Genomic DNA, 25,695 nt, shown 5'->3' with positions numbered 1-25,695 from the left:
TCTAAAATGTAAAATATCCACTTGGTAGCGGTGTTTTTAATAAGACAATGAATAGAAAATAAATAACAGCCGTCAGTACCCCTCCTAGTAAAAGAGAAAAATTCCAACGATAGTGTCCGATCACTTTTAGTAAGAAAGCAGATATGATGAATGTACTACAGGCATATCCAAGGATTGTGATGAAAAAGCAATAAATAAACAAGATGCTAATGCAAGAAATTAAGATAAATCTAGTTTCTCCTTTTGGGATATCAGCTTTAGGCCCTTCATTTATTTGTTCAAATAATAAACTAATCCCAAATAACAAAAGTAGAACACCAATAAAAACCGGAAAAATATGATCTCCTGTTAATATATTTTTGCTGAAAGGATAGAGTCTTTTTGCTTCATGTAAGGAAAGAAATCCAAACAGGACAGTGATAAATCCACCTATTTTTTTCTCCGATATTAACTTAGCAGTCATTTGCTTCTTTCCTCCCTTGTTTTTAAAGTTCTTTCGACACTAATCAAGTGGTTCTCCATTGCTGTTCGTGCTTTGCTAACTTCTCGTAGTTTAATCATTTCACTAATTTCAAAATGCTCTATGTATAAGTGGTATAACAGCTCCCTTCACTCCTTATCATTTGTATTTTGGTGGGAACACCCAATGGTCCAACCAATTAATTAGGAACGTATACAACCTTTTTAAAACAAAAAAGACCCTGAACGCTTGAATATCTCAAACGTTTCAAGGTCTTCAGTGGTCTGATCGAACTTGTATTATTCCTATCCATTTAGTTTGTATTTAAATTATCAGATTTCAAATATGTTGTCAATAACATTTAATTATAAATTTTTAGATTATTATAACAGTCTTATTGGGCAGAGTCTTTCATTCTCAATAGGAATTTAATCATATCATATGCAGAGAAAAAACACGTTATAGATAACGTGTTTTAATTTATTGTCTTTATCCAAATAAAGGAGTCTCGTCCAGTTTTAAGTTTGTTTGGCTTTAAAATAGTTTAATAAAATCGCAAAAATGAGGATTCCTCCTGTGATGACCTCCTGCCAGTATGAGGAGATACCGGATAGACTCAAGCCATTTTGAAGGACTCCAATAAATAGTACACCTAAAGTAGTACCAATGACTGTCCCTTCTCCACCTTTAAAAGAGGTTCCACCAAGCAATACTGCTGCTGCTACCAACAATTCCAGACCAGAGCCAATTGTTGGTGAAACAGATGCTAATTTACCTGTTTCAATTATTCCAGCAATACTAGCATATAAAGCACTCATGCCATATACACCAATCAGAATGAGCGGGACCTTTATACCTGACAATTTAGCAGCTGTTGAGTTTCCGCCAACCACATAAATTCCTCTGCCAAATTGAGTGTATTTTAAAAAGAGATGAGTAATGAGGAATATTACAAACATGATGATGATCGAGACAGGTATAGTTCCAATGGATCCATTCCCTAAGAAACTAACAATTGGTAATGTATCGGCATATTGTGTTTGCCCGTCCGTCCAAACATACACGGTTCCGCGAAACAAGGACATCGTTCCGAGCGTGACAACGAAAAAATTCAAACCTAGCTTGCCAATAAAGAATCCATTTGTCATCATACCTATGATAAGAACGACAAGTAACGTAATAGCGATAGCCAATAATTCCGGAACACCTACATACACTAACTTAACTAGAACCAACCCGCTAAATGCTAGACTAGCACCAACGGATAAATCAAACCCGCCAGAAATTAATACCAATGTCATCGCCATTGCCATTATCCAGATGGCGGAAATTGAATTTAATAGATTAATCCAGTTCGAAAACGTTAGAAAGGCTGGGTTTAATAAACTCATGATGGCGCATAATAGGATTAATAGCGGTCCTATACCTACTAATTTGAGCAGGTTTTTTTTAACTTGATTATTTTCTTTTTGTTGCAGCTGGTTTTTCACAACAACATTTTCCATTGCACACCTCCTGCCAAATTAATTTCCTGTTGCATAGTGCATCACTTTTTCTTCCGACATCTCATCTTCATGTAATATCTTCTGCAGGCTCCCGCGAAACATGACTCCGATTCGATCGGCAATCCCAATCGCTTCTGGCAATTCTGAGGTAGAAATCATGACGGTGACTCCCTGCTTCGTTAATTCACGAAGTAATTTATAGATTTCTGCTTTAGCACCAACATCGATTCCTCTTGTAGGTTCCTCTAACAAAAGAAATTTTGGCTTTAACGCTAATGCTCTAGCTAAAACCACCTTTTGCTGATTCCCCCCAGATAAAGTCTTAATAAGAGTATGAATCGATGGCGCTTTAATCTGCATGGATTCTTTCATTTCAAGAAATTTTTCTTTTTCAAATTTCCGTTCAATCCATTTCCAGAACGGTTTTTGGCTTCGATAACTTAACATGGCATTTTCCATGATAGACATTTCCGCAATAATCCCTTCTGATTTTCTTTCGCCAGGGATATATGAAAAGCCCTTATCCATCGCCTCTCTTGGATTTCTAAATTTCATATTCTCTCCATAGACCTCTAAAAATCCTTTTGTGGGAATGACGCCGAATAAACCTTTTAGTAGTTCACTTCGTCCACACCCATCTAGACCAGCTAAGACAAAGATTTCCCCTTTTTTAACGGAGAACGAAACATTTTTCACTTGACGACAACTAAAATCCCGAAAGGCAATCGCTTCCTCTTCCGTTTGAGTTGCTTCTTTTTCAGGATAATAATCCTTCAATTCTCTGCCGACCATTGACGTCACGATGAAATCCTCCGTCATGTCCTCATGGTTCAGGTCTCTAATATAGTTAGAATCTCTTAAGATTGTTACGTAATCACATAACCGAGTATATTCTTTTAAACGATGTGAAATAAAAATAATACACAAACCATCTGCTTTTAGTCCTTCTAATACGGAAAACAGTGTAAGTGTCTGATCTTCAGATAACGAGCTTGTCGCTTCATCCAATAATAATATTTTCGGGTTTGAGGCTAATGCACGTGCAATTAATATTAATTGTTGTTTATCAGGTGACAAATGTTCCACTTTACACTTCAAATCAATGTCGGTTACCCCTAATTTTTCTAGATAATCCGAAGCTATTTGCATATGTTTTTTCCAATTCACCAGCCATCTAGATTCATTTTGACTTCTCCTGCCAATCGAAATATTTTCTGCGACAGATAGAGAGTTGACTAAGGAAGGCTCTTGCGTAACCATAGCTACATCTTTCTGAAGAAGCTTATGTGATTCCTTTGCAGAAAGGCTATTGTAAAGGACCTCTCCTTGGTCCGGCTTCTCCATTCCGCTTATAATCCTTAGCAAGGTAGATTTACCTGAGCCGTTTTCGCCGGCAATCCCATGAATGGTACCCCATTCTATATTCATTGAAATTTGATTTAAAGCTACCACTCCTGGGAAAAACTTAGAAATATTCTTTATTTCCAATGCAAAGGGTGTATCTGTTTTCGTTAGTGCTATTGTCATTTAGCTCCACTTTCTTTCAGTGCATCAAATTTTAGATCTTTCACTAACTTCAATTCTTCCTCCCATGAAATAAATTCATTAACATTAGACTGGTCAATTATTGGAGATGGAACAATTATTTCCTTTGCGATGGAGTCCTTGCTGTCCTCGACTAAATAATCATGAATAAAATCCACTTGGATGGCACCGCTTTTTACAGGATTAATATTAAATGTCGCATACATTTTGCCGTTTTTAATCGCTTGAATGCCACCTGCTTCAGCATTAAAGCCTACAATCATCATGCCTTCTTTATTGTCTTTTGAATACAATTCTCCCCCTGCATTACTTACCGCCTGGGAGGCACCGATAGCACTTTCGTCATTATAGGCAAATACGGCTTTAATAGTAGGATTGGCTGTTAATAGATTTTTCATAAGCGGCTCTGCACCCGCAATATTATCTGACGGATTATCCTTTTGACCTACAAAGTTTAAATTTGGATAATTTTTAAGTTCAGATTTGTATTTATCCATTACAAAGAGATTTCCAGGAACCGGGATAGCAAATCCAATACCTGCAACGTCTGCTTCAGAATAGGAGTCTGCAAATAATTTGGCAACAGTGATGGCTGCCGATTCTCTTCCGGCAATAATTTGATTCACAAGTCCAAAATCGTCTCCACCCTTTTGAACATTAAAATCAATCCCAAACGCAGGAATCCCCTTATCTGCTACCCTGACTAATGCAGGTTGAATGGCTTTTGAATCCAAGGGCCAGACAATTAATGCATCTATGTCCTGTCCAATCAAGGTATTGATATCGCTGGATTGTTTACTTGCATCACCTTGTGCGTCAATCCCCATCACTTTAAATCCATAGACGTCAGCTCTAGCCTGAATTGCTTTATACCATGTTTTAATCGAATTATTGGCTTCCATTGGAATGGAGATACCTATTTTATAATCAGATGCACTTCCATTGGCTTTAGTACCCGCAGTTTTAGTGGATTCTGTCTTTCCGCAAGCAGAAATAAATAATAGGCTGACTATCAATAAGATCATTAGTTTAAGTCTCATTCTATTTCCTCCTCTAATGGCCATCCAATCAATCCATGTTTCGAACGAGATGATTTATACATTATCTAATAAGGTATTAATTCTTAGTAATCAAATCACTAAACTTATTTATTTTGAAATTAAGTAGTAACCTTGATATGTCTTCATCCGACATACCAAGGCTAATGAGCTTATTAATAGGTTTATCTTAAGAGCTGAGCGATTTCTCCCTTTTTTACATCTGAAATCACTACACCATATTGGTCTTTGGCAAATTCTTTTGAAATATACCCATATCGAACCTCTTTTGCTACCAGTTCAGCTGGCCGTTTTTTCGGGTCTCCGTATCCGCCACCACCGCCGGCCAACTGTTTGTATATGGTTCCTTTTGGAATATTGGAAATTAAGTCTTTTGTATAGCTGTTATACATGGTTTGATTTGGATATTCAAATTGAATATAATTCACTGCACCATTTGTGCCACCTAGAATGCCAGGGGCGGCAGTAGTTTCATTACCGCCATCACCAAACACACTTGCCTGAACACCGTCAGCATTGATTGTAAAGATAACCTCTACACCTAAGCCGCCTCTCCACTCACCTGCTCCGCATGAATCGGTAGCATATTCATATTTTTGTAATGTAAGTGGAAGCGTTAATTCAAACATTTCAGGATCCTGTGCGGCAAGAGCACCGCCCGAAGCGATTAACCCGATATGGTCATATCCATCCGCCCCTTTTGTACCGCCGCTTCCACCTTTACTGCTAATTAACATAATATCAACGAAAGGCTTTTGTGTACGTTCATCGGTACCGTTTAAAATAGAGCATAACAGGGAATTCCAACCTGCCGTTACTTGTTCCGGCAGTGCCTTTGATAAAGCGATGAAAATGGCAGAACAAATTTGATCGCTTAAATGGTTACCAAATCCAGAGGCAGCCGGAAATACTGGATTTAGCATTGTCCCCTCCGGTACATAGATGGAGATACATCTTTGGATAGCTTCATTATGGGCTATTTCTTTTTCAGTCAACATGAAAAAGGAAATCATAACTGAAGAAATCGTAACGGGTAACGGAGCATTTACGTATCCTTTTGTCTGCTGGGATGTTCCTGTAAAGTCAAAATGCATATGCTCATCTTCCACCGTTACCTTTACCTTGATTTTCATTTCTGCCTCATGATTAAAGCCATCATCAACAACCAACCAGTCTCCCTCGTAAACTCCGTTTGGAATTTGTTTAATCATTTGCTTTGCCATCTTTTCAGTAGAATCAAAGATTTCAGAGATAGCTTCATTGACAGTTTTTGCGCCATATTGATTGAGAAGTTTAACGAGTTCTTTTTCACCTACCGTACATCCGCCAACCATGGCAAGAATATCATCACCAACAACTGGCAATCTGACATTTCCGATGATTAAATCCCAAACATCCTTCACCTTTTTCCCGTTACTAAAAATTCGAATTGGAGTAATCCGGATTCCTTCCTGCCATAAATCGGTTGCATATGGATTATATGAGCCTGGTACAGCTCCTCCTACATCCGCCTGATGGGCTGTAATAACAGTCCAGCCAAATAATTGACCATCGAAAAAGACTGGTTTCAACACTTTAAAGTCAGAGTTTTGATTCCCGCCTGTAAAGGTATCATTATGAAGAAAGACGTCTCCTTCACGGATGTCACCCTTAAAATACTCTACAACTGCTTTTACACCAGGTGCGGCAGCATAACCTAATATCGGAATATACTCCGTTTGCTCGATTAATACACCATCTGCAGTATAGATACCTAAGGAGAAGTCTCTACCTTCTACAAGCAATGGAGAATGTGCACTTCTTTCAATAACAGCTCCCATTTGCCTTCCGATGGCCTTTAATCGATTAGATATAACTGAAACGAATATGGAATCCATTGAAACCCCTCCTTAATTGTTATTTGTTGATGCAAATTGGAAATGAAAATCCTTCAATGTCGAAACTGTATCAATCATAATAAAGTTGCCATTCACATCCAGGTTCATCTTGAATTCATATGGAACAATGATCGTCGTTGTGGTTAACTCTACGATGGCCGGACCAACTATCTCTGCTCCTGCCTTCATATGATCACCATCATAGACAGGAACCTCTACCATCCTTTTTTGTACCGGATCAAACATTTTACGGTAATGTTTGACCTCAATTTTTTCATCCTTATTCATGGATTCAATGGTTCTTGGAGAAAATTGGACAAAATCTCCCCGGCAGGATAAGCGGATATTGATAACCTCAATCTCATGGCCTCGTAAATCAAAGCCATATAGCTTTTCATGTTCTTTATGAAACTCATTTTCAACTAAATCCTTATCATTCTTTAAAATGACGGCCTCATCGACTTCAATGTTCACTTCGTAATGCTGACCAACATACCTCATATCCAGGCCGACCCTAACGATTTGTTTATCCTCTGTAACACCTTCCGAAAGTAAGGCTTTCGTTCCTTCTGTCTTACTATCAGCAAGAATCGTTACAATATCAGCAAATCTAGCTTGTTCCCATGTCCGATGGTAGCTTTTTACATAATCATGTCTTAATTGCGATGCAAGCATTCCAACTGCACAAAGGACAGATGAGAAGGTTGGGATGATGATTTCTGAAATATCAAGTTCTCTTGCAATCATGGCGGCATGGATTGGCCCTGCTCCACCTGCTACAACAAGCGGGAAGTTTCGAGGATCCTGGCCATTTTGGATGGTGACCTCTTTTACACCATTTGCCATATTCAAATTTGAAATTTGATAGATTCCAAAAGCAGCTTCTTCAACGCTCATATTCAATGGACCCGCGATATGATTTTTAACAGCTGTCTCTGCCAAGCTGCTGTCTAATGTCATGCCCCCGCCAAGGAAAAATCCTGGGTTTAAATAACCTAAAAGTAAGTTAGCATCGGAGCATGTTGGACGTTCTCCTCCTCGACTATAACAGGCCGGACCAGGAGAAGCCCCGGCACTTTGTGGACCAACCTGAAGCAAGCCGCCAGAATCAATCCAGGCAATGCTTCCTCCGCCAGAACCTATCGTGTGAATAGATACCATTGGCAGTGAGATAAGATTTCGATTAATCTCTCCTTCTCGACGAATATTTACTTCGCCATTTTCAATAATTGATGCTTCAAATGAGGTACCACCCATATCGATTACAATTGCTTTATCAAACCCAGACGCTTTTGCAAACGCACTTCCAGAAACAGGTCCTGCAGCAGGTCCTGACAAAACGGTGGTTGCTGGTACTTTAGAAACCGTGACAGGATTAGTTACACCTCCATTTGACTGCATAATTAAAAGTTCTCCATTAGTAAACCCTTTATTTTCAAGTTTGATCATTAATTGGTCCATATACGCTTTTAAAATGGGACCTACATATGCATTCATGGCAGAAGTGCTTACTCGGTTATATAGGCGGATAATGGAAGACACATCCGTTGAAACCGTTACATAGGCTTCAGGCATATATTGCTCCACAATTCTTTTCGTTTTGTTTTCATTTTCCGAATTTGCATAGGAATGCATATAGCAGATAGCGATTGATTCAACTCCTTCTTCCTTGAACCAATCCAAGGCTTCACAAATTTCCTTCTCATCGATCTCTTTAATAATTTTCCCTTCCGCATCAGTTCTCTCGTCAATGCCAATGACTAAGTCCCTTGATACTAACGGACTAGGTGCCGTATATTTATTATTATAAAGATGCTCCCTGCTACGAACCCCTCTTCTCATTTGCAAAACATCACGAAACCCTTTCGTGGTTAATAATCCGGTTTTCGCACCGTTACTCGTTAATACAGCATTTGTTGTAACTGTCGTGCCATGAACAATTAACGTTGTATTATTTAATAATTCTTGTGTAGAAATATCTAATCTTTTCGCCAAATGATCAAGGCCATTCGTTACACCAATCGAAGGATCAGCTGGAGTAGACGAAGTTTTTTCTATGAATTGCTCTTTTGTAGTTGAATTGATTAACAATAAATCGGTAAAAGTACCCCCAACATCAATACCAATTGTAAATTTATCCAATTCTTTCACTCTCCTTTTGTGATAGAAATGACATATATGGAAGTTTGCTTAACGATTCAGCACCATCATTTGTAATGATAAAAACATCCGCGATACTTGCGCCGAATTCCTCAGCTGCATTGGCAAAGTTCGGATGTACACTGATGACCATACCTTCCTCAAGAATCTCTGTGCCGTTATCACTTATGACTGGTAAATCATGATCCACACCTATTCCATGTCCATGCCAAATGCCGATTTTGACATGAAGATGGTCAATCTGCTGATGAATAGAATCAGCGATATCTCCGACTGTTCTTCCTGGTTTAAGTGTCTTCTTAACTTCTTCCATTGCTTGTACACAAGCCTCTGCAAGTTCTTTCATCTCATCACTTATTTCACCGACAGCAATAAGACCTCCCTTTTCAACCCAATAGCCATTCTCATCGATTAATTCCACATAACAAGTGACAAGGGCATTTTCACTTATCACTTTTCTTGTTGGTTTTCGAAGGAAGAAGGGCCCTTCTTCAATAAATACGAGGGTGTCAATCGCGCCATTCCCTCTAGCAATTCTTTCTACCTCTCCGGCAATTTCGGAACATGTTTTACCTGGCTGAATAGCCTTATGGAATGCAACATAACTCTTTTCAGCAAGCTCAAAAGAAATCCTGACCATATCGATTTCTTCTTGTGATTTATAGGCTTTGATATTCGCCAGCATTCTTGTACCATCTGAAATTTCACCTTTTAGATGATTCATGAGGTATTCATATTGTTTGATATTCATATTTTCTTTCAAACCCACAATGCTTACTTTGTTAGGTGAAGCGGCATTAATCACATTAGCGATTTCTACTAATAGAGGATCTTCTGCCTGAATAACATCACCAGTACCCACAAAGCGAACATCCTGGATGGTTCCTTTTTCTTTTGCCAAGAAGTAATCAGCTCTAGTGTTATAGTAAGCAATCGGTTCTTGCCCTTTTATTTTGATGACAAACCCGTGTCTTAAAATCGGATAATATCCACCAAAATAATATAAATTTCCGTACTGGGTAATAATGCCTTTCCCATAAATTAAAACCACATCTAAGTCTAAGTGATCCATTTCTTTTTCAAGTCGCGCCCAGCGTTGATTCATAATTTCCTTTTTCATCGCTTCAATTGATTTAGCGGTTGACATACAAACACCTCTCTATTAATATAATTTTAAAATGTTTAAAAATCAGTATTTTCTGACTTTTATTTGCAATAGACTATCTGTTACTATTCATTTTCAGTCATTTCAACTTTATAGTTTTTAGCTCTTAGCTGGTATACGTACAATTTACAGAATATTGGGACAATAAACAACCTCTTAAGCTGTAATAAAACTTTGCACCCCATCAAATTAGCTGTAATAATTTTTTACACCTATTAATTGCTATTTATAAGAAGTGAAAATGGAAAACTGTGTTAGAAAATCTCACAATAGGTTTTACAAGTTAATTAGTGAAATAATATGATTTGGTAGACAGAATGACTATAGGGAGTGTGGAGAAATTAATGTTACCGTCTCATAAAGTTGAATTATTATCTATTCCTGAGCAAATTGCAAATTCGATTAAGCAAATGATCATTGAAGGTAAAATTAAACGAGGTGATACACTCCCATCTCAACTGAGTCTAGCAAAATATTTTGGCGTAAGCAGACCAACTATGAAGGAAGCATTCACCTACCTTGTTGATAGTCGTGTCATAGAGCCCTATAACAGCCAATTAGGTGGATACAGGGTAAGTGATTTTTTACCGGAAGATGTAAGTAATAATATCCATGAATTAATTATGCTCTCCCTTCATTCCAAGACCATCACTCACCCTGATATATTTGAGTTGCGAAAAATGATTGAAATCCCCTCTGCTGGCATAGCTGCCTTAAAAAGAACAGATAAAGACTTGATATTGTTAGAAAGCTGTTTATCGGATATCCGTAATAAGGAGCTTTCTGCGGAAGATATGTTGAAAATTGATGCAACCGTCCATTTTTTACTTGCCAAATGCACTCATAATCCACTAACAGAAGCAATCATGAATGCTATTATTATGACTTATCAGAAAAATTCTCCAAATATCCTAGAAGAAGAAAAAAGTTATATTTTAATAGGGATAACAGATGTTATTGAAGCCATAATCGAAAAGGATGAAGGCAAGGCAAAAAAAGCAATGGAAGAGCATTTATATTATTCAAGAACCTATTTACAGATCAAGCGATTAATAAGCTAAACAACGCAAAAAAGTAATCGACAAGTGCGCAGGCACTTGCCGATTACTTTTTTGAATGATTATTCCGTTCCTTCTTCGGTTGTTTCACTTTCGATACTAACTTCATTTAAGTTTTCTAAGACACGCTGGGCAATTAATTTGTAGCCGTGGGTGTTGGGGTGAAAAAAATCGTCTGCTAACAACTCGGTGCTGGTTTGATCAAAAATGTCAGCTACGGGAATAAATGCTGTATTCTCAAATTCTTCTGTAACGGACTTACCCGCATCATTCCAGTTATCCGTAATCACTCCAAATTCATCGATATCACCAAAATATTCTTCAAATGGATTATAAAAGCCAACTAGGTATATTTGAACATCTGGATTTATTTCGTTCACTTTAATGAAAATGTTTCTTAATCTGTCCATATATGCTTCTCTTTCTTCTTGAAAAGGCTCTAAAGTTAGATTGGTAAGGTTACTTTTTACTATTTTCATAATGTCATTGGCACCAATGGTAATCATGACTGTGTCCGCTTTTTCTATGGATGATTCAATTTCTTTATTTTCGAGCCGTTCTAACAACTGATCTGTACGATTCCCTCTTTTACCATAATTTTCAACGGAGATATTTAAATGGTTATCTTCAAAGGTATGTTCTAGGATCCCAACAAATCCGCCACTCTCTGTCTCATCACCTACACCTTGAGTAAGAGAATCACCGATTGCTACAACCCGTAGATCCTTCTTAAACAAACGAATGGTTCCCTCAACGACTTCCCTGATTTTCTTCTTAATTCCTTTTGTTAACGTCTGCCTTTCATTATTGCTATCTGCTACTAGCTGTTCCTCTTCTTCAGATGCGCTATCTGTAGATATATGGTCTTTTTTTACTTCTACTTCAGCTGCCTTATTCGTTTGAGTCTGCTCTTTATCTCCAGCTTCTCCAGTACTCTTCTCATTTTTCATCGATATTTCTGTTGACAAGCTTACTGATCTAACTTGATTGAAATCTGAAGACAAAATAATTAGAAGGACGCTTACTAGCAGAAGACTAGCTATAATGATGATGGCTTGCTGTCTCTGCATGTTGATCCTACACCTGCCAATATCTTATTCTATTTTCAAAGCATTTGGGACTTATCTTGTTATGACCTTGTCTTTTACGATAACTGAGTTTATCGTAAGCAAGGAAAATACATTTTTATCATTATATAACTTTTCGTCTTGAAACATGTATTTTTTGTGGTCTTTGTTAATGATCGTGTATTATTTTTTGAGATTGGTGTCGATTGTAAAAGGTAGAGAAAAAACACGTTAATGATAACGTGTTTTTTCTCTATAAACAATAGAAATATTCTTCTTTACTTATGTAATGGCAGAAAATTTATCTTTGCAGCTTAAAATGATTACATTTCGGTTCCGATTTTTAACTCAATTAAGTAAAGGGGATTCCCTTCAGGATCATTAAAGTAAGCAATCCTGGTAGCCTCTTCTTCCATGATTGGCTGGAACTCAACACCACGTGATTTTAGCAGCTTGATTACTGACTCCAATTCATGTACTTCCAAGCCAATATGTACACTGCCAGATTTCCCTGAATGAAACTCTTGTCCTTCACGAGGATGCACGAGTCCAATTGTCAGACCGGGTGCTTCGACCTGCACTAAATGTCCTTCTACTTGGAACTGTACTTTAAATCCAAGCGTTTCCACATAAAACTGTTTTGCTTTTTTTAAATCCTTTACTTCGATTGTCACACTGCTACTCTTGAACATTTTCTCTTCCTCCATATTTCAATCTTCCATTATTATATCTTAAACTTCACTGACTGAACACGGTAAAAAGCATTGACATTTGGTTAGGTAGATGCTAAAGGAATTTCCTAAGTAGTAGGGAATTTGATGTATCAGTATTCCTAGAATTTGGATGGCGTTTCGTTCTCATTACTTGCCTTTTAACGTAACCTCCCCTTCTACTTTTGTTATATAATAGTATATAAAGAATGTAATGTAGGAGTTTTATTTAAGTTTTTTGGGATTTACCACTATTTCTATTGAATATAAGGAGAAGAAGGAATGCAGAATTTTATCGCGTTTGATTTTGAAACGGCCAATAGATCTAGACACAGCATTTGTTCTGTTGGGATGATTTTTGTTGAAAATGGTAAATTGGTAGATTCTATTTATCAATTAATTAATCCTGAAGAGAGATTTGATGGATTCAATATTCGGATTCACGGTATTACGCCAAAAGATATTCAGGATGCTCCTACATTTGATGTTTTCTATCATTCTATTAAAGAGAAGATAGACAATCGTTTAATGATAGCTCATAATTTATCGTTTGACGGATATGCTTTACGCGATAATTTAGCTAGATACCAAATGGAGTCATGCTATAATCCATTACTTTGTACCTATCAGCTGTCTAGAAGGCTATTAAAAGGCCAGCCAAGCTATTCCCTGGACGCTATTAGCCGCTATTTCGGAATTAGTCTAGATAACCATCACCATGCTCTAGATGACGCAAAAGCATGTGCCCTTATTATGTTAAAGCTAATGGAGCAATATGAACTAAGAGATTTTGATTCAATTTATTCTAAAACCCAAATAAAACCAGGTGAGATTTCAAATAAAGGATACCGTTCATCGTTAGTCCGAAAAAATAAAGAAGTTAAGAAATAAATGAAATGATAAAGTATGGCAAGCTAAAGAGAAACGGGGGCAAGGTATACCTTGTCCCTCTTTAGCTTGTTTATTTTGACAAAAAAAGCTTGTTCCCTATAAATATAGTTTTCCTGATTGACTACAATATTCAACATTTGAATGAAAAATGACACAAAAAATAATGGGAAAAGTCGGAAAATTTAAAAATAAAAAGGTATCTTTTAATGATTTTCTGTTATATAATAGTTAAAAATATAATATATGTGTTATATATTATTAAAGAGAGGATGATGATGAATGCTTTCAAATCTAGAGCGTGATAACATAATCCAATTTTTAGTGAATTATTTTGGGGTAAATCGCTTCCAATTAGAGGAAATGAGCGATCATTCACTCGAAAATACCTATGAGTTTGCCTATTCAAGAACAGAAATGGAAAGCTATTTTTAATACATCTGCATGATACTTAACCATTAAAGGGGCAGCGGATAACCAATCCGTTGCTCCTTTTTATTATCTAGACAAGTCCCTCTTCCCCTCCGCATATACTTTTACTAAGGAGGGATAGCTTGAAGTTCATTACGATACGGATAAAATGGATTTATTTATTTTTACTATTACTTTTTCTAGTTGTAACTGGATGGTATCTAATGCAGCCACTCACGATTTATACAAACGGCGAAGCAGTAAGTGCGGATGAACCCTATACATTTCATATGGTAACAGCTGAATTTGCGGGTAAAACAGAAGCTGGGAAAGAAATGGAATCCTATCGATGGCATCCTGGGACCATTATGGTTCCAAAGGGAAAAGAAGTGATTATTCAGATGTATGGGGTAAATGGGCTAGAGCATCCATTTTATATTGAAGGAACCGATTATCAAGGTGTTGTACAAAAAGGCAAGGAAACAGAACTGAAGGTCAAATTTGATAAAAAAGGAACATATCGGTTAATATGTTCAGTGCATTCTAACATCCAGCAAAATGGACCAATGATCGCATATATTACCGTTGATTAACCATTCAAGTCTAATACTATTCCTGGATATTTACTATTTATACAGTGGCAGGTCATGATAATAACATACGAAACAAACTCCGCATGTGTCTGCTGGGGTTTGTTTCGTTATTTAATGGAACATTAGCATAAATCCAAAAGACCCTTAATCTCTCTTATTTGCTCCATATGACGCTGTTCATGCAAATAGACAGCTTCAATCCATTGGTCTAAAGGTAAATCCCCAAAGGCAGGATGATTGACTGACTTTGTTTGGAGTATAGTAGGTTGATCAATTGAACTTAAGGTATTTATTAACTCATTCCTTGGTTCAGCCAACAGCTCTATTATTTGCTGTTTTTCAAATGGTGCTGATTCGGGCTCCACAATCTCTGGTGCTTGGAGTTTCTTTGTTCGATCCAATATGCGCTGAACGTTTTTCCTTTCTATATTTGAGTCCCTATTCTGACTCAATCCCCATTTTATTGCTTTTACAGTTGCTCGTTCTACTAACACTAAATGATGACAAACTTGCGCAATACTCCACCGATTATTTTCTGGTCTATAATTAAATGCATCATAACTTAATAATTCAAATTCCCTTATAAGACTGTTTCGAGTTTCAAGCATCTGATGATGAATAAGACTATTCACGGAACTCCCCCTTAAAGAAGAAAATTTTGTTCTTTCAACATGCTTTGGCCTGCTTTCTAGTAATCCCTTGAAACTGTCAGGGTAGAATCATGGTAATTGTTGCTGAAAAAACAATCATGTAATCTATACTTCTATAAGTAAGTAATAATTCCTTTCTATTTAATATTTTTACATCGGTTGAAGATCCTGCTGTTTTCCTGTCATGAGGAATTAAGGTTATAATAATGAATAATGTTTTGTTTTGGAGTGAAAAGAATGCTTCATTTTGATCGAACCCATAATCCCAAAAATAATCCCGAGCTGATTGCAGAAATGACAAATAACATGCTTCCACTAAAAAAGTTAGTTAAAGAGACAGAGCAGCTGTTTGAGCAAACATGTAAGAATCACCAACCAGATATACCGGAAAGAGCTACTAAGCGGTCCGGGTCTTTGTTAGAAAAAGTTATGGCATGGTTTTTTCGCATCTTTGCCGAACTCTCTACTCCTTTACCCCCAAGCAAAACCATTGTGGATATGGAAGAAAATATCTTTCCAGATTGGAAGGAAAAGCTGGATCAGGAATTCAATCAGCTTTTGAATCATATCACACTTGAAGTTAATGTATTGGATTTCGGTGCTATAGGAGATGGAAAAACAGATTGTACAGCGGCTTTTCGAAAAGCAATTGGAAACGGAAGAGTAAAAGTTGTTGTTCCTGAAGGTGTATTTATAACAAAAGGAATCCGACTCCCCTCCTGGACCTATTTAATCGGTGCAGGAAAAGGAAAAACCATAATTAAATTACATAATCAAGCTTCGAAAGGGATTAGACTTGTAACAAATGCGAATCATTGGAAAGGAAATCATCACCTTTTTATTAAAGGTCTAAGTTTAGACTGGAATATTAAAAGGCTTGGAAACACAGCCAAAACAAGTACCTGGGGAAATCATTCGAGCTGTTTAACGTATGCCAACGTTACCTATGGCTGGGTCCATGAAGTTGAAGGAATTAATCCAGGTCTCCATTGCTTTGATATCTCTTCGACCCTATATAACTATGCGGGAGATGGATTTAGAGCACGGGGCGGCAGTAAATATGTATGGCTTAATCAAGTGAATGGCTATGGGTTTGGTGATGACGGGGTTACGACTCATCACAGTGATTACATACTTATTACCCATTCCCATATGTGTGACCCAAGCGGCCGCTCACATCAAAAGGGTTTCTCTAATTCAAACGGGATTGAAATTGATGACGGTTCAAGAAATGTCCTGCTTGTCCAAAACTCCTCTGCAAGATGTTTTGGCGGGATTGAAATAAAGGCACATGAAAATTCATCAGCTGCTTCAAATGTACAAATTATAGGGCATATTTCTGTAAACGATAATCGTTCCTATAATTTTCGCCATATTGGACATCACAAAAGCACAGATGAACAATCGAAAACCGCTTTTAATATTAGTGCTTGCAGCTTAATTTCGATTGCACCTGTTTATTCGGATTTATATAGGGACTCCGCGCCTCGCAGCTTAGTCGTTTCAGGGTATCAAAATGTCGTTATTAATCAATTTTGGGCTATTGGGGACCCCCATTATGACTTTAAAAACAATCCAGTTGTTGCGATTCAATATCGGGCAAGAAATGTGTTATTGAATCGGTTTTCTTTTAGTGAATTTCTCAATGCTGGACCGGCAATAAAAGTATATGGAGGTATAAATCGTCCAGATTTTGTCAACATTCAAAACGTTACCACGGATGATACTTTTATTAAACAGGTCCATGGGGATAGACACCTTGTACCAGTTATGAGGTAATACAAATTTTGATTACAAAGCAGCTAGTATACTACTTCTTTTTTCATCAAATAACAATCAAACGGCTGAAATGGTTTCAGCCGTTTGCATTATCGAGTATTGATAATTATTTTACAGCGCCTTCTACCAATGGAATCAACGTGCCGTTACGAATTTGATCTGCCTTTTCTTTTCCTGAAAGAGCTTCAATAATAGCCAGCGCAAAATATGGTGCTGTTGCCGGACCGCGAGAGGTAATGACATTACCATCCTTTACGACAATTTCCTCAGAGAACTCTTTAAAGTTTATTTGCGATTCGAAGCCAGGGTAACATGTCCCTTTAATCTTTGCTGCAAGTCCCGCCGCTTCTAACGCAAGCGGTGATGCGCAAATGGATGCAACCAGCTTTTCTTCATTATAGAATGATTGTAGATAAGACACTACATGCTCATTTTCTGCAAGTAAGTTGGCACCGGGAAGACCTCCAGGTGTGATGACAGCATCATAATCAGCTGGATTCACTTCTTCTACTAATTTATCAGCTTTAATATGTACTCCATGAGCACTGACAGTGTCCAAGGTTCCAATGACTGAAACCATATCAACCGTTATGTCAGCACGTCGTAAAAAATCAACAACCGCTAATGCCTCGATTTCCTCATAACCATTTGCTAAAAACAAGATTGCTTTTTTCATTTTTATCAGCCTCCTCTTTCCAATTATAATCTCATTATGAAAATTCCGACAAGTTTATTCTTTGAGCCAAACCCGTCCCCCTGTCCCATTAATGCTTTTTTAGCATATTTTCTATTTTCTTTAATTCTGTTTCGATATAGGATTTTTTATGGTCGAAGCCGATAATGGCTACTACTTTTCCGTTGGTGTCCATTAATGGCGCAAAGCTTGTTTTCCATTCACCGTAGATATCTTTGTATAGTGGAGTGACTCCTGCTTTTCCATTTAAAGCTGCAAAGGCTACTTCCATGATTTCAGGTGGTCCTTCATATAACACTCCAGGTGGAATAACGAAATCTTCACTGGCCACAATGGTCTGTGCAATACTACTTTCTAGCATTCTAAAAATGTAGACCCATTCAATAATACCTTCTTGTTCTCGTATGTTTGTTAATTTCCTTTGAACGGTTTTATAGACTGGGTTGGATGGTGAAGTATTTGGTTTCATTAATTCGGTGATTTCCTCTGGGAGTATTACAGTGGATGTTACTATAGCCATTGAACGTAATTGTTTATCTAAATGCTGTTCAAGAATGTTTCTTTTGTTTGAAAAGGACTGAGATTCCTGCTGCAATTTTTCACGAATTTTTTTATATTTCCTGCTCAATGTTGGTTGGCTAATATCTAGTACTTTTGCGGCGAGCTTGGAGGATTTATATTTTTCAACAGCCATTTGAATTAACTGCTCTTCAATCATATCGATCGCTTCCTGTAACGGCATAATGTGTTTAATTATTGGTGGTTCCTTGATTTCATCTTTTTCCCAAGGAATATAACCGTAAGCGATGCTTGAGTCTACATTTTGTTCTCTGCTTGTGACAACGATACGTTCGACTGTATTTTCTAATTGACGAACATTTCCTGGCCAATCGTACATACAAAATAAATCAATTGCATCAGGTGTAATACAGATGTTTCGATTATACAAGTTATTATATTTTGCAACGAAATGATAGATTAAGACCGGAATATCTTCAATTCTTTCCCTTAAGGAAGGAATGTCAATCGGTACAACATTTAATCGATAGTATAAGTCTTCTCGGAAACGCCCCTCTTTGACCATTTTTTCAAGTGAACGGTTCGTTGCCGCGATAATTTGGACGTCAATCTTAATTGATTTTGCGCCTCCTATAGGTGTCACTTCTTTTTCCTGTAAAACTCGCAGCAGCTTCACCTGCAGGTTCATAGGCATTTCACCAATTTCATCAAGAAAGATAATTCCTTCGTTCGCTAGTTCGAATTTTCCGGGTGATCCATTTTTGTTAGCGCCGCTGAAGGCTCCGCCAACATAACCAAATAATTCACTCTCTAATAGATTTTCCGGGATGGCACCACAGTTCACCGCAATAAATGGTTTCGAGCTCCTATTACCTAACTGATGTACAGTTTTGGCAAACATCTCTTTTCCTACACCAGATTCTCCTAATAAAAGGACAGTTGTGGAAACCCTTGATACCATATCAATCGTATTCAGGACATCTTTCATTTTATCACTATGGACAACCATGCTGGGAATACTTGTTATATCCCTGTCTGCTGCGATCTCAATTGAATCGATGACTGTGTCAGAAATCTTTTTTAATCCCCATAATCTCATTTCTTCACCATAGCCATTTGACGGAAATACACTGATCAGAATGGTACTTCCATTCCAAGCTAGTAATTGGAGTGAATTGACCTCTTGATTTACTAATTGTAAAAAGCGTTCACCAAAGTAAATAATTTCTTCTAGCTCCATCAATAATTTGCCGATTAAGAAATCAGCAGGTGTTGACCAAAAGTCTTTCAGTTCCCCGTTTCTATGTAAAATAAGTCCCTTTGCATTTGTTATGATAATTTCATCGTAAATCGATAGGATACTAGATTGAAAAGCGTGAAGTATTTGTTCATTTGATACTGTGATAGATCCCATCTTGAATACACCCCTTGTTTAGAAATAGAAATATTCTGATTATTTTGTAAATTATTTCATAAATGAATCGAAATTTCAAATATGAAATAGAAAAATAGAAGTAATTAATGTTTTTTGTAACTTTAGCTTAGATTATTCATTTGGCATAAGAATTGCTTCTGTTAGGGTACAAAGGCTTTGAAAGGAGGAAGTCCATGAAACAAAAAGATCATATCCAAAAAAACATGGAATCAAACGACCCATTCATTAAAGGAATGTATACAGATCTTCATAACAGAATACAAGATTATCAAGAAAGCGATTCCATCGTTGAAAAAATGAAATTTTCGGATGCAAAAGGCTCTATTGTGATTGTTGGTATCATTGCTGCTTTTTTGGCTTACGTTTTAGTAAGTTAATCTCATTATAGTATAGGAGGAAGAATATGGGTAAAGAAAATTCATCAATTTCAAAGGATGTGGCCTTTGGCTTTCTCCCCGCAGCAAAGAATGACCGCGTCTTTGGAATGTGGGATTTAATTTTAATACAAGTAGGAATAGGAATTTCGTGTATTTGTATCTTAACTGGGGCCTATACCGGCTTGATGGTAAATGCTAGAGAGGGTTTGGGAGCGATTCTTTTTGGTGAAGCCTTCCCTATTTTATTAATCGTACCGATTACCATCTATTTTGCACGATATGGGATTGACACCTTTATTGGATTTAGAAGCTCCTTTGGTTACTTAGGCGCGAAACTATTTTACTTTGTTTTCGCTATTTTAACACTTGGCTATACTGCCGTGGCTCTTTATATGGCAGGTGAAGCGATTGTTGAAATACTAAGTTTTACAAGTATACCAGCGTTTTTTACATCTTCGGCAACTGGAGTTCCTCTATTTGCCATTCTATTATTTGTCATTGCCTTCTCCGTAACATTTAGAGGACCATTAGCAATCAAGAAATTTAATTGGATTGGAGTTCCGGCCATTGCGATTTTATTAGTTGGATTGCTAATTCTGATTATATCAGGACAGGGTATGGATAAAATATTAGCTTTACATCCTGCTGAACCATATGAAAAGTTATCCCGTTCTTTTATGACTGCGCTTGAATTAAATGTTGGCTTAGGATTTTCCTGGCTGCCCTATTTAGGTCAGTATGCCCGCTTGGTAAAAAGTGAAAAAGCTGCCTATAAAGCAACCTTCTTCAGCTATGGTATTCTGGTTAATATTGCGGTTGTCCTTGGAGCATTGACAACACTAGTTGTTGGTACACAAAACCCAACTGAATGGATGCTGGCCATTGCTGGAACATGGGTTGGATTAATCGGACTAATCCTGCTTACACTGGGTAATTTAACGGCAGCTATCTTTTTAATGTACTCACAGGTGATTAGTCTTAAAACGATTTTTCCAAAGAGTTCTTGGCTTGTCGCTATGCTAACAACCGTTCCCGCTGTATTTCTATTATTAAGCTCCACCTTCTATAATGCTTTTAACTCTTTTATGACAGTCATTGCTTACATTATGTCTATTGCTGGTGGTATTGTCATTGCAGACTTTTTCTTTGTTAAGAAACAAAAGATCTCCTTATATGATCTTTATAATACAAATGGAAAGTATAAGTATTGGCATGGCATCAACCCTTCAGCCATAACAAGTATCATTATTGGAACGTTAGTTTATTGGGGACTGTACAACCCACTATTAGATAAAGCAAGCGGTCTTTTCGAATATATTTCAGCAGGCATCCCTGCGTACTTTGCATCCCTTATTACTTACTATATTTCAGCTAAATATGTTTTTGCTTACAGTGTTGATAAAGAGGTAAGCAAAAAAGCCGCTGAGTCGGTACAGGAACAAGTGGACTTAATTTAGATTTCAATTTTGAATGGAAATTTTAAAAATGAAATTTTCAGAATATAAAATATATTGAAAAATCATAAATTCTAATTATTTATAGTTGGCACAATTATTGCTTATGCCTATGTAAAGTTATCTTTTTAAATTAAAGGAGGAATTTTCATGTTTGAATCTACTAATCTTGAGCTATTCCCATACCCTTTTCATACGATTAAAGAAGGTAATAACTACCGCTATTCCAATGACTTAAGAAAGCTTGATAAGGACCATCAAAATTGTGTGGTCATCACTCCGGAGTATAAGAAACAAATTGAGAGAAAAAGAGAATTATTGAAGGAACAACCAGCAGTTCGGTTCCAATCCTATCCACATACAATGGAAATGCAATGGGAAGTTGCGGAAATGCTTATGAAATTGGCGGTGGAAAAATACCCTGAGCACTTCCAAATAGAAAAGAACGGAAATCATTGGACTTTCCACAATACCATTTTGAATGAAACGGAATCCTTCATTTTTGGTGATGCATCAAGTATCGAGCTTGAGCCGCTCGATTTAATCGGCCGTCATTTCACGACTGACTTTGTCTTAATGGTAAATCGAGATGACAATCTTTATTTAGAAGTGGCACAGGAATCCTATGCTGCCCTATTCTCCCCTCACTGGAATAAAGGGATGTCATTTGATGAAATCCACGGACCTGTCCCATTTGTATCACGTACAGGTGTTCCATTAGCTGAAAGAGTACGGAATTTCTTATTACGAAATGTTCTGCCGGGCGAGCCTTGGACAAGAATTAACTGGAACCTAATGGCAAATCGATGGGATGTTAACTACGAAACCTTTGATACTTGGGGACCAACCCGATATCTAGTTAATTCTGAAAATGCCGGTGAACTTGTAAGGCTTCGGGTTGAAGAACAGTTTTTCTATCGTATGCCGCGAAGCAATGCCATTTTGTTTGTGTTAAATACTCAATTTCTGGCGATGAAGGACTTAGCGCAAAGACCAGAATGGCTGATGCAAACGTACTCTATTTTATCCGATATTCCTAAGCCAATGGCAGATTATAAAGGGTTTACTCCATTCATTGAGCCAACAGTGGAATACTTGAAAAACGAAGTTGAGCAATTAAATTTACAAGCAAAATAAGATTTGGAGGTATGTAAAATGGTCTATAACAGCCCGGTATTATTTGATCAATCTGTAACCATTGTCGAAGCATTCACAATCAGACAGGATAGAAGAAAGTTATTAATTATTTCTGCTGAACCTAAAGAAGTAGACAAAATCCATCAGTTTATTAAGGAAATAAATGGTCATAAGGATTATGAACTTGTTGAAATCAATAATGCTTTACAGCTAGAAAATGTTCGAGAACTCGTTGAACGTCAAAAAATGGGCACACAGCTTTATATTTCAGCGCAATGGGATGATGCTGTAGCAATTTTCACATCGGCCATTGAAGCAGGTTTTTCTGAGGATGAAATACAAACGCTAATTTCCGGAGAAAAGAAGCGTTTTGTGTATTGTGTAAAATGCTATCACCTGCAAGAAGTAAAACAAGAAGAAAATGATACGATCTGTCATCATTGTCAAATCAGCTTAGAAGTTGGTCCTTTCTTCTCAAGAGAAAGAAAAGGTTATATTGGATATCCATACAACCCTGCCTTTATACCATCAAATTAACAGCTTTATTTTTATAAAAATAGATTGGAGTGATGTTGATGAGTGGATTTGGAAACATTCAAGTATATGTTGGTAAGATCGTACAGGAAACAAAATATGTAAAGCGTTTCTATTTATATCCGGTCGATCGAGATCTATTGCCTGCGTTTACCGGTGGTTCACATATTGCTACCTATGTAAAAAATGGCGATGAAATCATCGAAAGAAATTATTCACTTGTAAGCCATCCAACTGACCGTACACAATATGCAATTGCGGTTCGAAAGGATGATAACTCAAAAGGAGGATCTGTTTACTGGCACGAGCAGATCCAGGTCGGAGATTATTTAGAAATCAGCTGGCCTAAAAATCATTTCCCTCTTGCCTTCAAAGCAGCGAAACATCATGTGTTTTATGCAGCTGGTATTGGGATTACTCCTTTTATGACGATGATGGAAGATTTAACTGCTGAAGGAAAATCATTTGAATTACACTATGCAGCAAAAACAAAAGATGAATGTGCGTTCTATGATGTTTTGAATGCAAAATATCCTGGAAAATGTCATTTCTATTTCTCAAGAGCGGAAAATCCTACTAGAATGACACCTGAAACCATGACTGAGCACCGAATTGGCTCACATGTCTATTTCTGCGGACCGATTTCAATGGTGAAGGAATATAGAGAAGCAGCGGAAAGCTATGGATATCCTAGTCATTCTATTCATTTTGAAGTTTTTACATTGGCTGATGATGGCCCACAGAATCCTTTTGTTGTGACATTAGCAAATAGTGGTAAACAAGTGGAGGTTTCGGAAAGTGAAACACTACTGGAGGCACTATTAAAATCAGGGGTTGAAGCCCCCTATTCTTGTAAGGTAGGTGGATGCGGAAGCTGTGAGGTGCAGATTGTTGACGGAGAGGTTGATCACCGCGACCACTTCTACAAAGACGAAGAAAGACAAACAAAGAAAGTGATTCTAACCTGCTGCTCAAGAGCCAAAGAAACTGAAAAAGAGCTTGTTTTAGAATTGTAATTAGCTCCCCTACTCCATTTAATAGTAAGCTTTTATTCAATTATAAATAGTAGTGATGCTTTAGGAGATTCATATAATTAGGAGGCAATAATATGACAACAACTACACAAGTACTAGAATTAAAAATGTATATTAATGGTGAATGGAGACTTTCTAATAATCCGGATGGCAATAAGGTTATCAATCCTGCTACTGGTGAATTGATTGCTATTGCTCCGAGAGCAACGGTTGAAGAAACAGAAGAAGCAATTAGAGCCGCAAAAGAAACCTTTGAAAGCGGTGTGTGGTCAAAGTTAAGTGCTCAGGAACGCTCCGACTTCCTTTTGAAAATTGCGGATAAAATTGATGAAAAGCATGATGAACTTGTTGAGTTGGAAGTAAAGGACAATGGAAAAATCCGAGCGGAGGCTGATATTGATATCCATGATGCCGCGTCCTGCTTCCGCTATTATGCAGGATTAATTAGAACCCCGGATGGACAAACCTATCATGTCGCAGACCCAATGCAAGCCATGGTTGTACGTGAACCAGTTGGCGTAACAGGTTTAATTGTTCCTTGGAATTTCCCATTCCTGATGAGCGTATGGAAATTTGCCCCTGCTTTAGGTGCTGGAAATACGATTGTTTATAAGCCAGCTGAGGTAACACCTGTGACAGCAACTAAATTAGTTGAAATTATTGAAGAAGTAGGCGTTCCAAAAGGTGTCGTGAATTTAGTATTAGGAAAAGGTTCTGTGATTGGTGAAGTCATTGCAAGCAGCCATGATGTGGACATGGTTTCCTTTACTGGAAGTACTGAAGTTGGTAGAAACATTATGCGTAATGCTGCAGGCAACTTGAAGAAAATCTCTCTTGAACTAGGCGGCAAATCACCAAATATTATTTTTGCTGATGCAGATTTTGAAGCAGCTGTTGATAACGCATTAGTTGGGATCTTCTATGGCTCTGGACAAGTATGCTCAGCAGGAAGCCGCATTATTGTGGAAGAAAGCATTTATGATAAATTCGTTTCTGAGTTTGTAAGACGTGCTAAAAATATTAAAGTTGGGCCTGGGTTAGAAGAAGGCTCCGAAATGGGGGCGATTGTAAGTGAAGCACAGCTTCATACCATTCTAGAATATATTGAAATTGGTAAAAATGAAGGTGCAACATTAGCATGTGGCGGTAATCGTTTAACTGATAATGGTTTGGATAAAGGATTCTTTGTTGAACCAACTGTTTTTATTGATGTAACTTCAGAAATGCGTATCGTAAAAGAAGAAATTTTCGGACCTGTAGTCGTAATTCAAAAATTCAAGGATGAAGAAGATGCCATTAAACTAGCGAATGACACAATCTATGGACTTGCCGGCGGCGTATTCACTTCGGACGGTGCAAAAGCAATGCGTGTAATTAAAGAAGTACGTGCAGGTATCACATGGATCAACACATTCGGACCAACCTATAATGAGGCTCCATGGCATGGCTATAAACAAAGCGGTATCGGTTCAAGCTTAGGAACATTTGGACTTGATGAATTCCAAGAAGTAAAACAAATTAATATTAACCTTGCTGTCGCACCAACAGGCTGGTTCTCAGACAATAAATAAGCCAAAGGGACAGG

General features: G+C 37.4%; 23 protein-coding genes. 11 read left to right on the top strand and 12 right to left on the bottom strand.

The window, feature by feature from the left end:
* Position 1 precedes the first annotated feature (1 nt).
* The 7 genes from ACHUFV_RS02940 to ACHUFV_RS02910 form a co-directional block, all read right to left on the bottom strand.
* Positions 2-463, bottom strand: a complete 462-nt coding sequence (locus ACHUFV_RS02940) for a tripartite tricarboxylate transporter TctB family protein (protein WP_394232113.1) — start codon at positions 461-463, stop codon at positions 2-4.
* Between the two features lie 515 nt (positions 464-978).
* The gene (locus tag ACHUFV_RS02935) at positions 979-1,965 is read right to left on the bottom strand and encodes an ABC transporter permease (RefSeq protein WP_394232112.1); all 987 of its coding nucleotides are present in this window, start codon (positions 1,963-1,965) and stop codon (positions 979-981) included.
* A gap of 18 nt (positions 1,966-1,983) precedes the next feature.
* Positions 1,984-3,492 (bottom strand): sugar ABC transporter ATP-binding protein, encoded by a 1,509-nt coding sequence (locus tag ACHUFV_RS02930; protein WP_394232111.1) that lies wholly within the window; start codon positions 3,490-3,492, stop codon positions 1,984-1,986.
* Positions 3,489-4,550: a sugar ABC transporter substrate-binding protein gene (locus tag ACHUFV_RS02925; RefSeq protein WP_394232110.1), complete on the bottom strand. Its 1,062-nt coding sequence runs from the start codon at positions 4,548-4,550 to the stop codon at positions 3,489-3,491. Before ACHUFV_RS02925 ends, ACHUFV_RS02930 begins: the two co-directional genes overlap by 4 nt.
* A gap of 182 nt (positions 4,551-4,732) precedes the next feature.
* Positions 4,733-6,445, bottom strand: a complete 1,713-nt coding sequence (locus ACHUFV_RS02920) for a hydantoinase B/oxoprolinase family protein (protein WP_394232109.1) — start codon at positions 6,443-6,445, stop codon at positions 4,733-4,735.
* Between the two features lie 12 nt (positions 6,446-6,457).
* The gene (locus tag ACHUFV_RS02915) at positions 6,458-8,587 is read right to left on the bottom strand and encodes a hydantoinase/oxoprolinase family protein (RefSeq protein WP_394232108.1); all 2,130 of its coding nucleotides are present in this window, start codon (positions 8,585-8,587) and stop codon (positions 6,458-6,460) included.
* Positions 8,580-9,752 (bottom strand): M24 family metallopeptidase, encoded by a 1,173-nt coding sequence (locus ACHUFV_RS02910; protein ID WP_394232107.1) that lies wholly within the window; start codon positions 9,750-9,752, stop codon positions 8,580-8,582. Before ACHUFV_RS02910 ends, ACHUFV_RS02915 begins: the two co-directional genes overlap by 8 nt.
* 350 nt (positions 9,753-10,102) lie before the next feature.
* On the opposite strand from ACHUFV_RS02910, the gene ACHUFV_RS02905 reads away from it, so the two are divergent.
* The gene (locus tag ACHUFV_RS02905) at positions 10,103-10,831 is read left to right on the top strand and encodes a FadR/GntR family transcriptional regulator (protein ID WP_394232106.1); all 729 of its coding nucleotides are present in this window, start codon (positions 10,103-10,105) and stop codon (positions 10,829-10,831) included.
* A 59-nt stretch (positions 10,832-10,890) separates the two neighbouring features.
* Here the strand turns inward: ACHUFV_RS02905 and ACHUFV_RS02900 are convergent, their stop codons facing one another.
* Entirely contained in the window at positions 10,891-11,898 is a 1,008-nt protein-coding gene (locus ACHUFV_RS02900; protein ID WP_394232105.1) for an SGNH/GDSL hydrolase family protein, read from the bottom strand.
* Positions 11,899-12,218: 320 nt separating this feature from the next.
* Positions 12,219-12,587, bottom strand: coding sequence for a VOC family protein (locus tag ACHUFV_RS02895; protein WP_394232104.1), 369 nt, complete (start codon positions 12,585-12,587; stop codon positions 12,219-12,221).
* A 300-nt stretch (positions 12,588-12,887) separates the two neighbouring features.
* Here ACHUFV_RS02895 and ACHUFV_RS02890 point away from each other — a divergent pair, with 300 nt between their 5' ends.
* The 3 genes from ACHUFV_RS02890 (at position 12,888) to ACHUFV_RS02880 (ending at position 14,497) form a co-directional block, all read left to right on the top strand.
* On the top strand, positions 12,888-13,496 hold the full coding sequence (locus tag ACHUFV_RS02890; RefSeq protein WP_394232103.1) for a 3'-5' exonuclease: 609 nt from the start codon (positions 12,888-12,890) through the stop codon (positions 13,494-13,496).
* 279 nt (positions 13,497-13,775) lie between these two features.
* Positions 13,776-13,928 (top strand): BH0509 family protein, encoded by a 153-nt coding sequence (locus tag ACHUFV_RS02885; protein WP_394232102.1) that lies wholly within the window; start codon positions 13,776-13,778, stop codon positions 13,926-13,928.
* 119 nt (positions 13,929-14,047) lie between these two features.
* On the top strand, positions 14,048-14,497 hold the full coding sequence (locus ACHUFV_RS02880; protein WP_394232101.1) for a cupredoxin domain-containing protein: 450 nt from the start codon (positions 14,048-14,050) through the stop codon (positions 14,495-14,497).
* Positions 14,498-14,619: 122 nt separating this feature from the next.
* Here the strand turns inward: ACHUFV_RS02880 and ACHUFV_RS02875 are convergent, their stop codons facing one another.
* Positions 14,620-15,129, bottom strand: a complete 510-nt coding sequence (locus tag ACHUFV_RS02875) for a DinB family protein (RefSeq protein ID WP_394232100.1) — start codon at positions 15,127-15,129, stop codon at positions 14,620-14,622.
* Positions 15,130-15,384: 255 nt separating this feature from the next.
* On the opposite strand from ACHUFV_RS02875, the gene ACHUFV_RS02870 reads away from it, so the two are divergent.
* Complete coding sequence (locus ACHUFV_RS02870; protein WP_394232099.1) at positions 15,385-16,926, top strand: glycosyl hydrolase family 28-related protein; 1,542 nt, start codon at positions 15,385-15,387, stop codon at positions 16,924-16,926.
* Positions 16,927-17,032: 106 nt separating this feature from the next.
* On the opposite strand, the gene ACHUFV_RS02865 is transcribed toward ACHUFV_RS02870, so the two are convergent.
* On the bottom strand, positions 17,033-17,602 hold the full coding sequence (locus ACHUFV_RS02865) for a DJ-1 family glyoxalase III (protein ID WP_394232098.1): 570 nt from the start codon (positions 17,600-17,602) through the stop codon (positions 17,033-17,035).
* A gap of 88 nt (positions 17,603-17,690) precedes the next feature.
* Complete coding sequence (locus ACHUFV_RS02860; RefSeq protein WP_394232097.1) at positions 17,691-19,553, bottom strand: sigma-54 interaction domain-containing protein; 1,863 nt, start codon at positions 19,551-19,553, stop codon at positions 17,691-17,693.
* A gap of 194 nt (positions 19,554-19,747) precedes the next feature.
* Between ACHUFV_RS02860 and ACHUFV_RS02855 the strand changes: the two genes are divergently transcribed.
* The 6 genes from ACHUFV_RS02855 (at position 19,748) to ACHUFV_RS02830 (ending at position 25,681) form a co-directional block, all read left to right on the top strand.
* Positions 19,748-19,951, top strand: a complete 204-nt coding sequence (locus ACHUFV_RS02855) for a hypothetical protein (RefSeq protein WP_394232096.1) — start codon at positions 19,748-19,750, stop codon at positions 19,949-19,951.
* Positions 19,952-19,977: 26 nt separating this feature from the next.
* On the top strand, positions 19,978-21,408 hold the full coding sequence (locus ACHUFV_RS02850) for a purine-cytosine permease family protein (protein WP_394232095.1): 1,431 nt from the start codon (positions 19,978-19,980) through the stop codon (positions 21,406-21,408).
* 147 nt (positions 21,409-21,555) lie between these two features.
* Positions 21,556-22,542, top strand: coding sequence for a heme-dependent oxidative N-demethylase family protein (locus ACHUFV_RS02845; RefSeq protein WP_394232094.1), 987 nt, complete (start codon positions 21,556-21,558; stop codon positions 22,540-22,542).
* A gap of 18 nt (positions 22,543-22,560) precedes the next feature.
* Entirely contained in the window at positions 22,561-23,079 is a 519-nt protein-coding gene (locus tag ACHUFV_RS02840; RefSeq protein ID WP_394232093.1) for a dimethylamine monooxygenase subunit DmmA family protein, read from the top strand.
* 38 nt (positions 23,080-23,117) lie between these two features.
* The gene (locus tag ACHUFV_RS02835) at positions 23,118-24,092 is read left to right on the top strand and encodes a PDR/VanB family oxidoreductase (RefSeq protein ID WP_394232092.1); all 975 of its coding nucleotides are present in this window, start codon (positions 23,118-23,120) and stop codon (positions 24,090-24,092) included.
* A 92-nt stretch (positions 24,093-24,184) separates the two neighbouring features.
* On the top strand, positions 24,185-25,681 hold the full coding sequence (locus ACHUFV_RS02830; RefSeq protein WP_394232091.1) for an aldehyde dehydrogenase family protein: 1,497 nt from the start codon (positions 24,185-24,187) through the stop codon (positions 25,679-25,681).
* The last annotated feature ends 14 nt before the right edge of the window (positions 25,682-25,695 follow it).

Origin of the sequence: Niallia oryzisoli (genome assembly GCF_043641075.1) — a bacterium.
Lineage (GTDB): Bacteria > Bacillota > Bacilli > Bacillales > Cytobacillaceae > Bacillus_BD > Bacillus_BD oryzisoli_A.
Note: the sequence above shows the minus strand (reverse complement) of the source record. Positions and strands in the feature narration are given on the sequence as shown.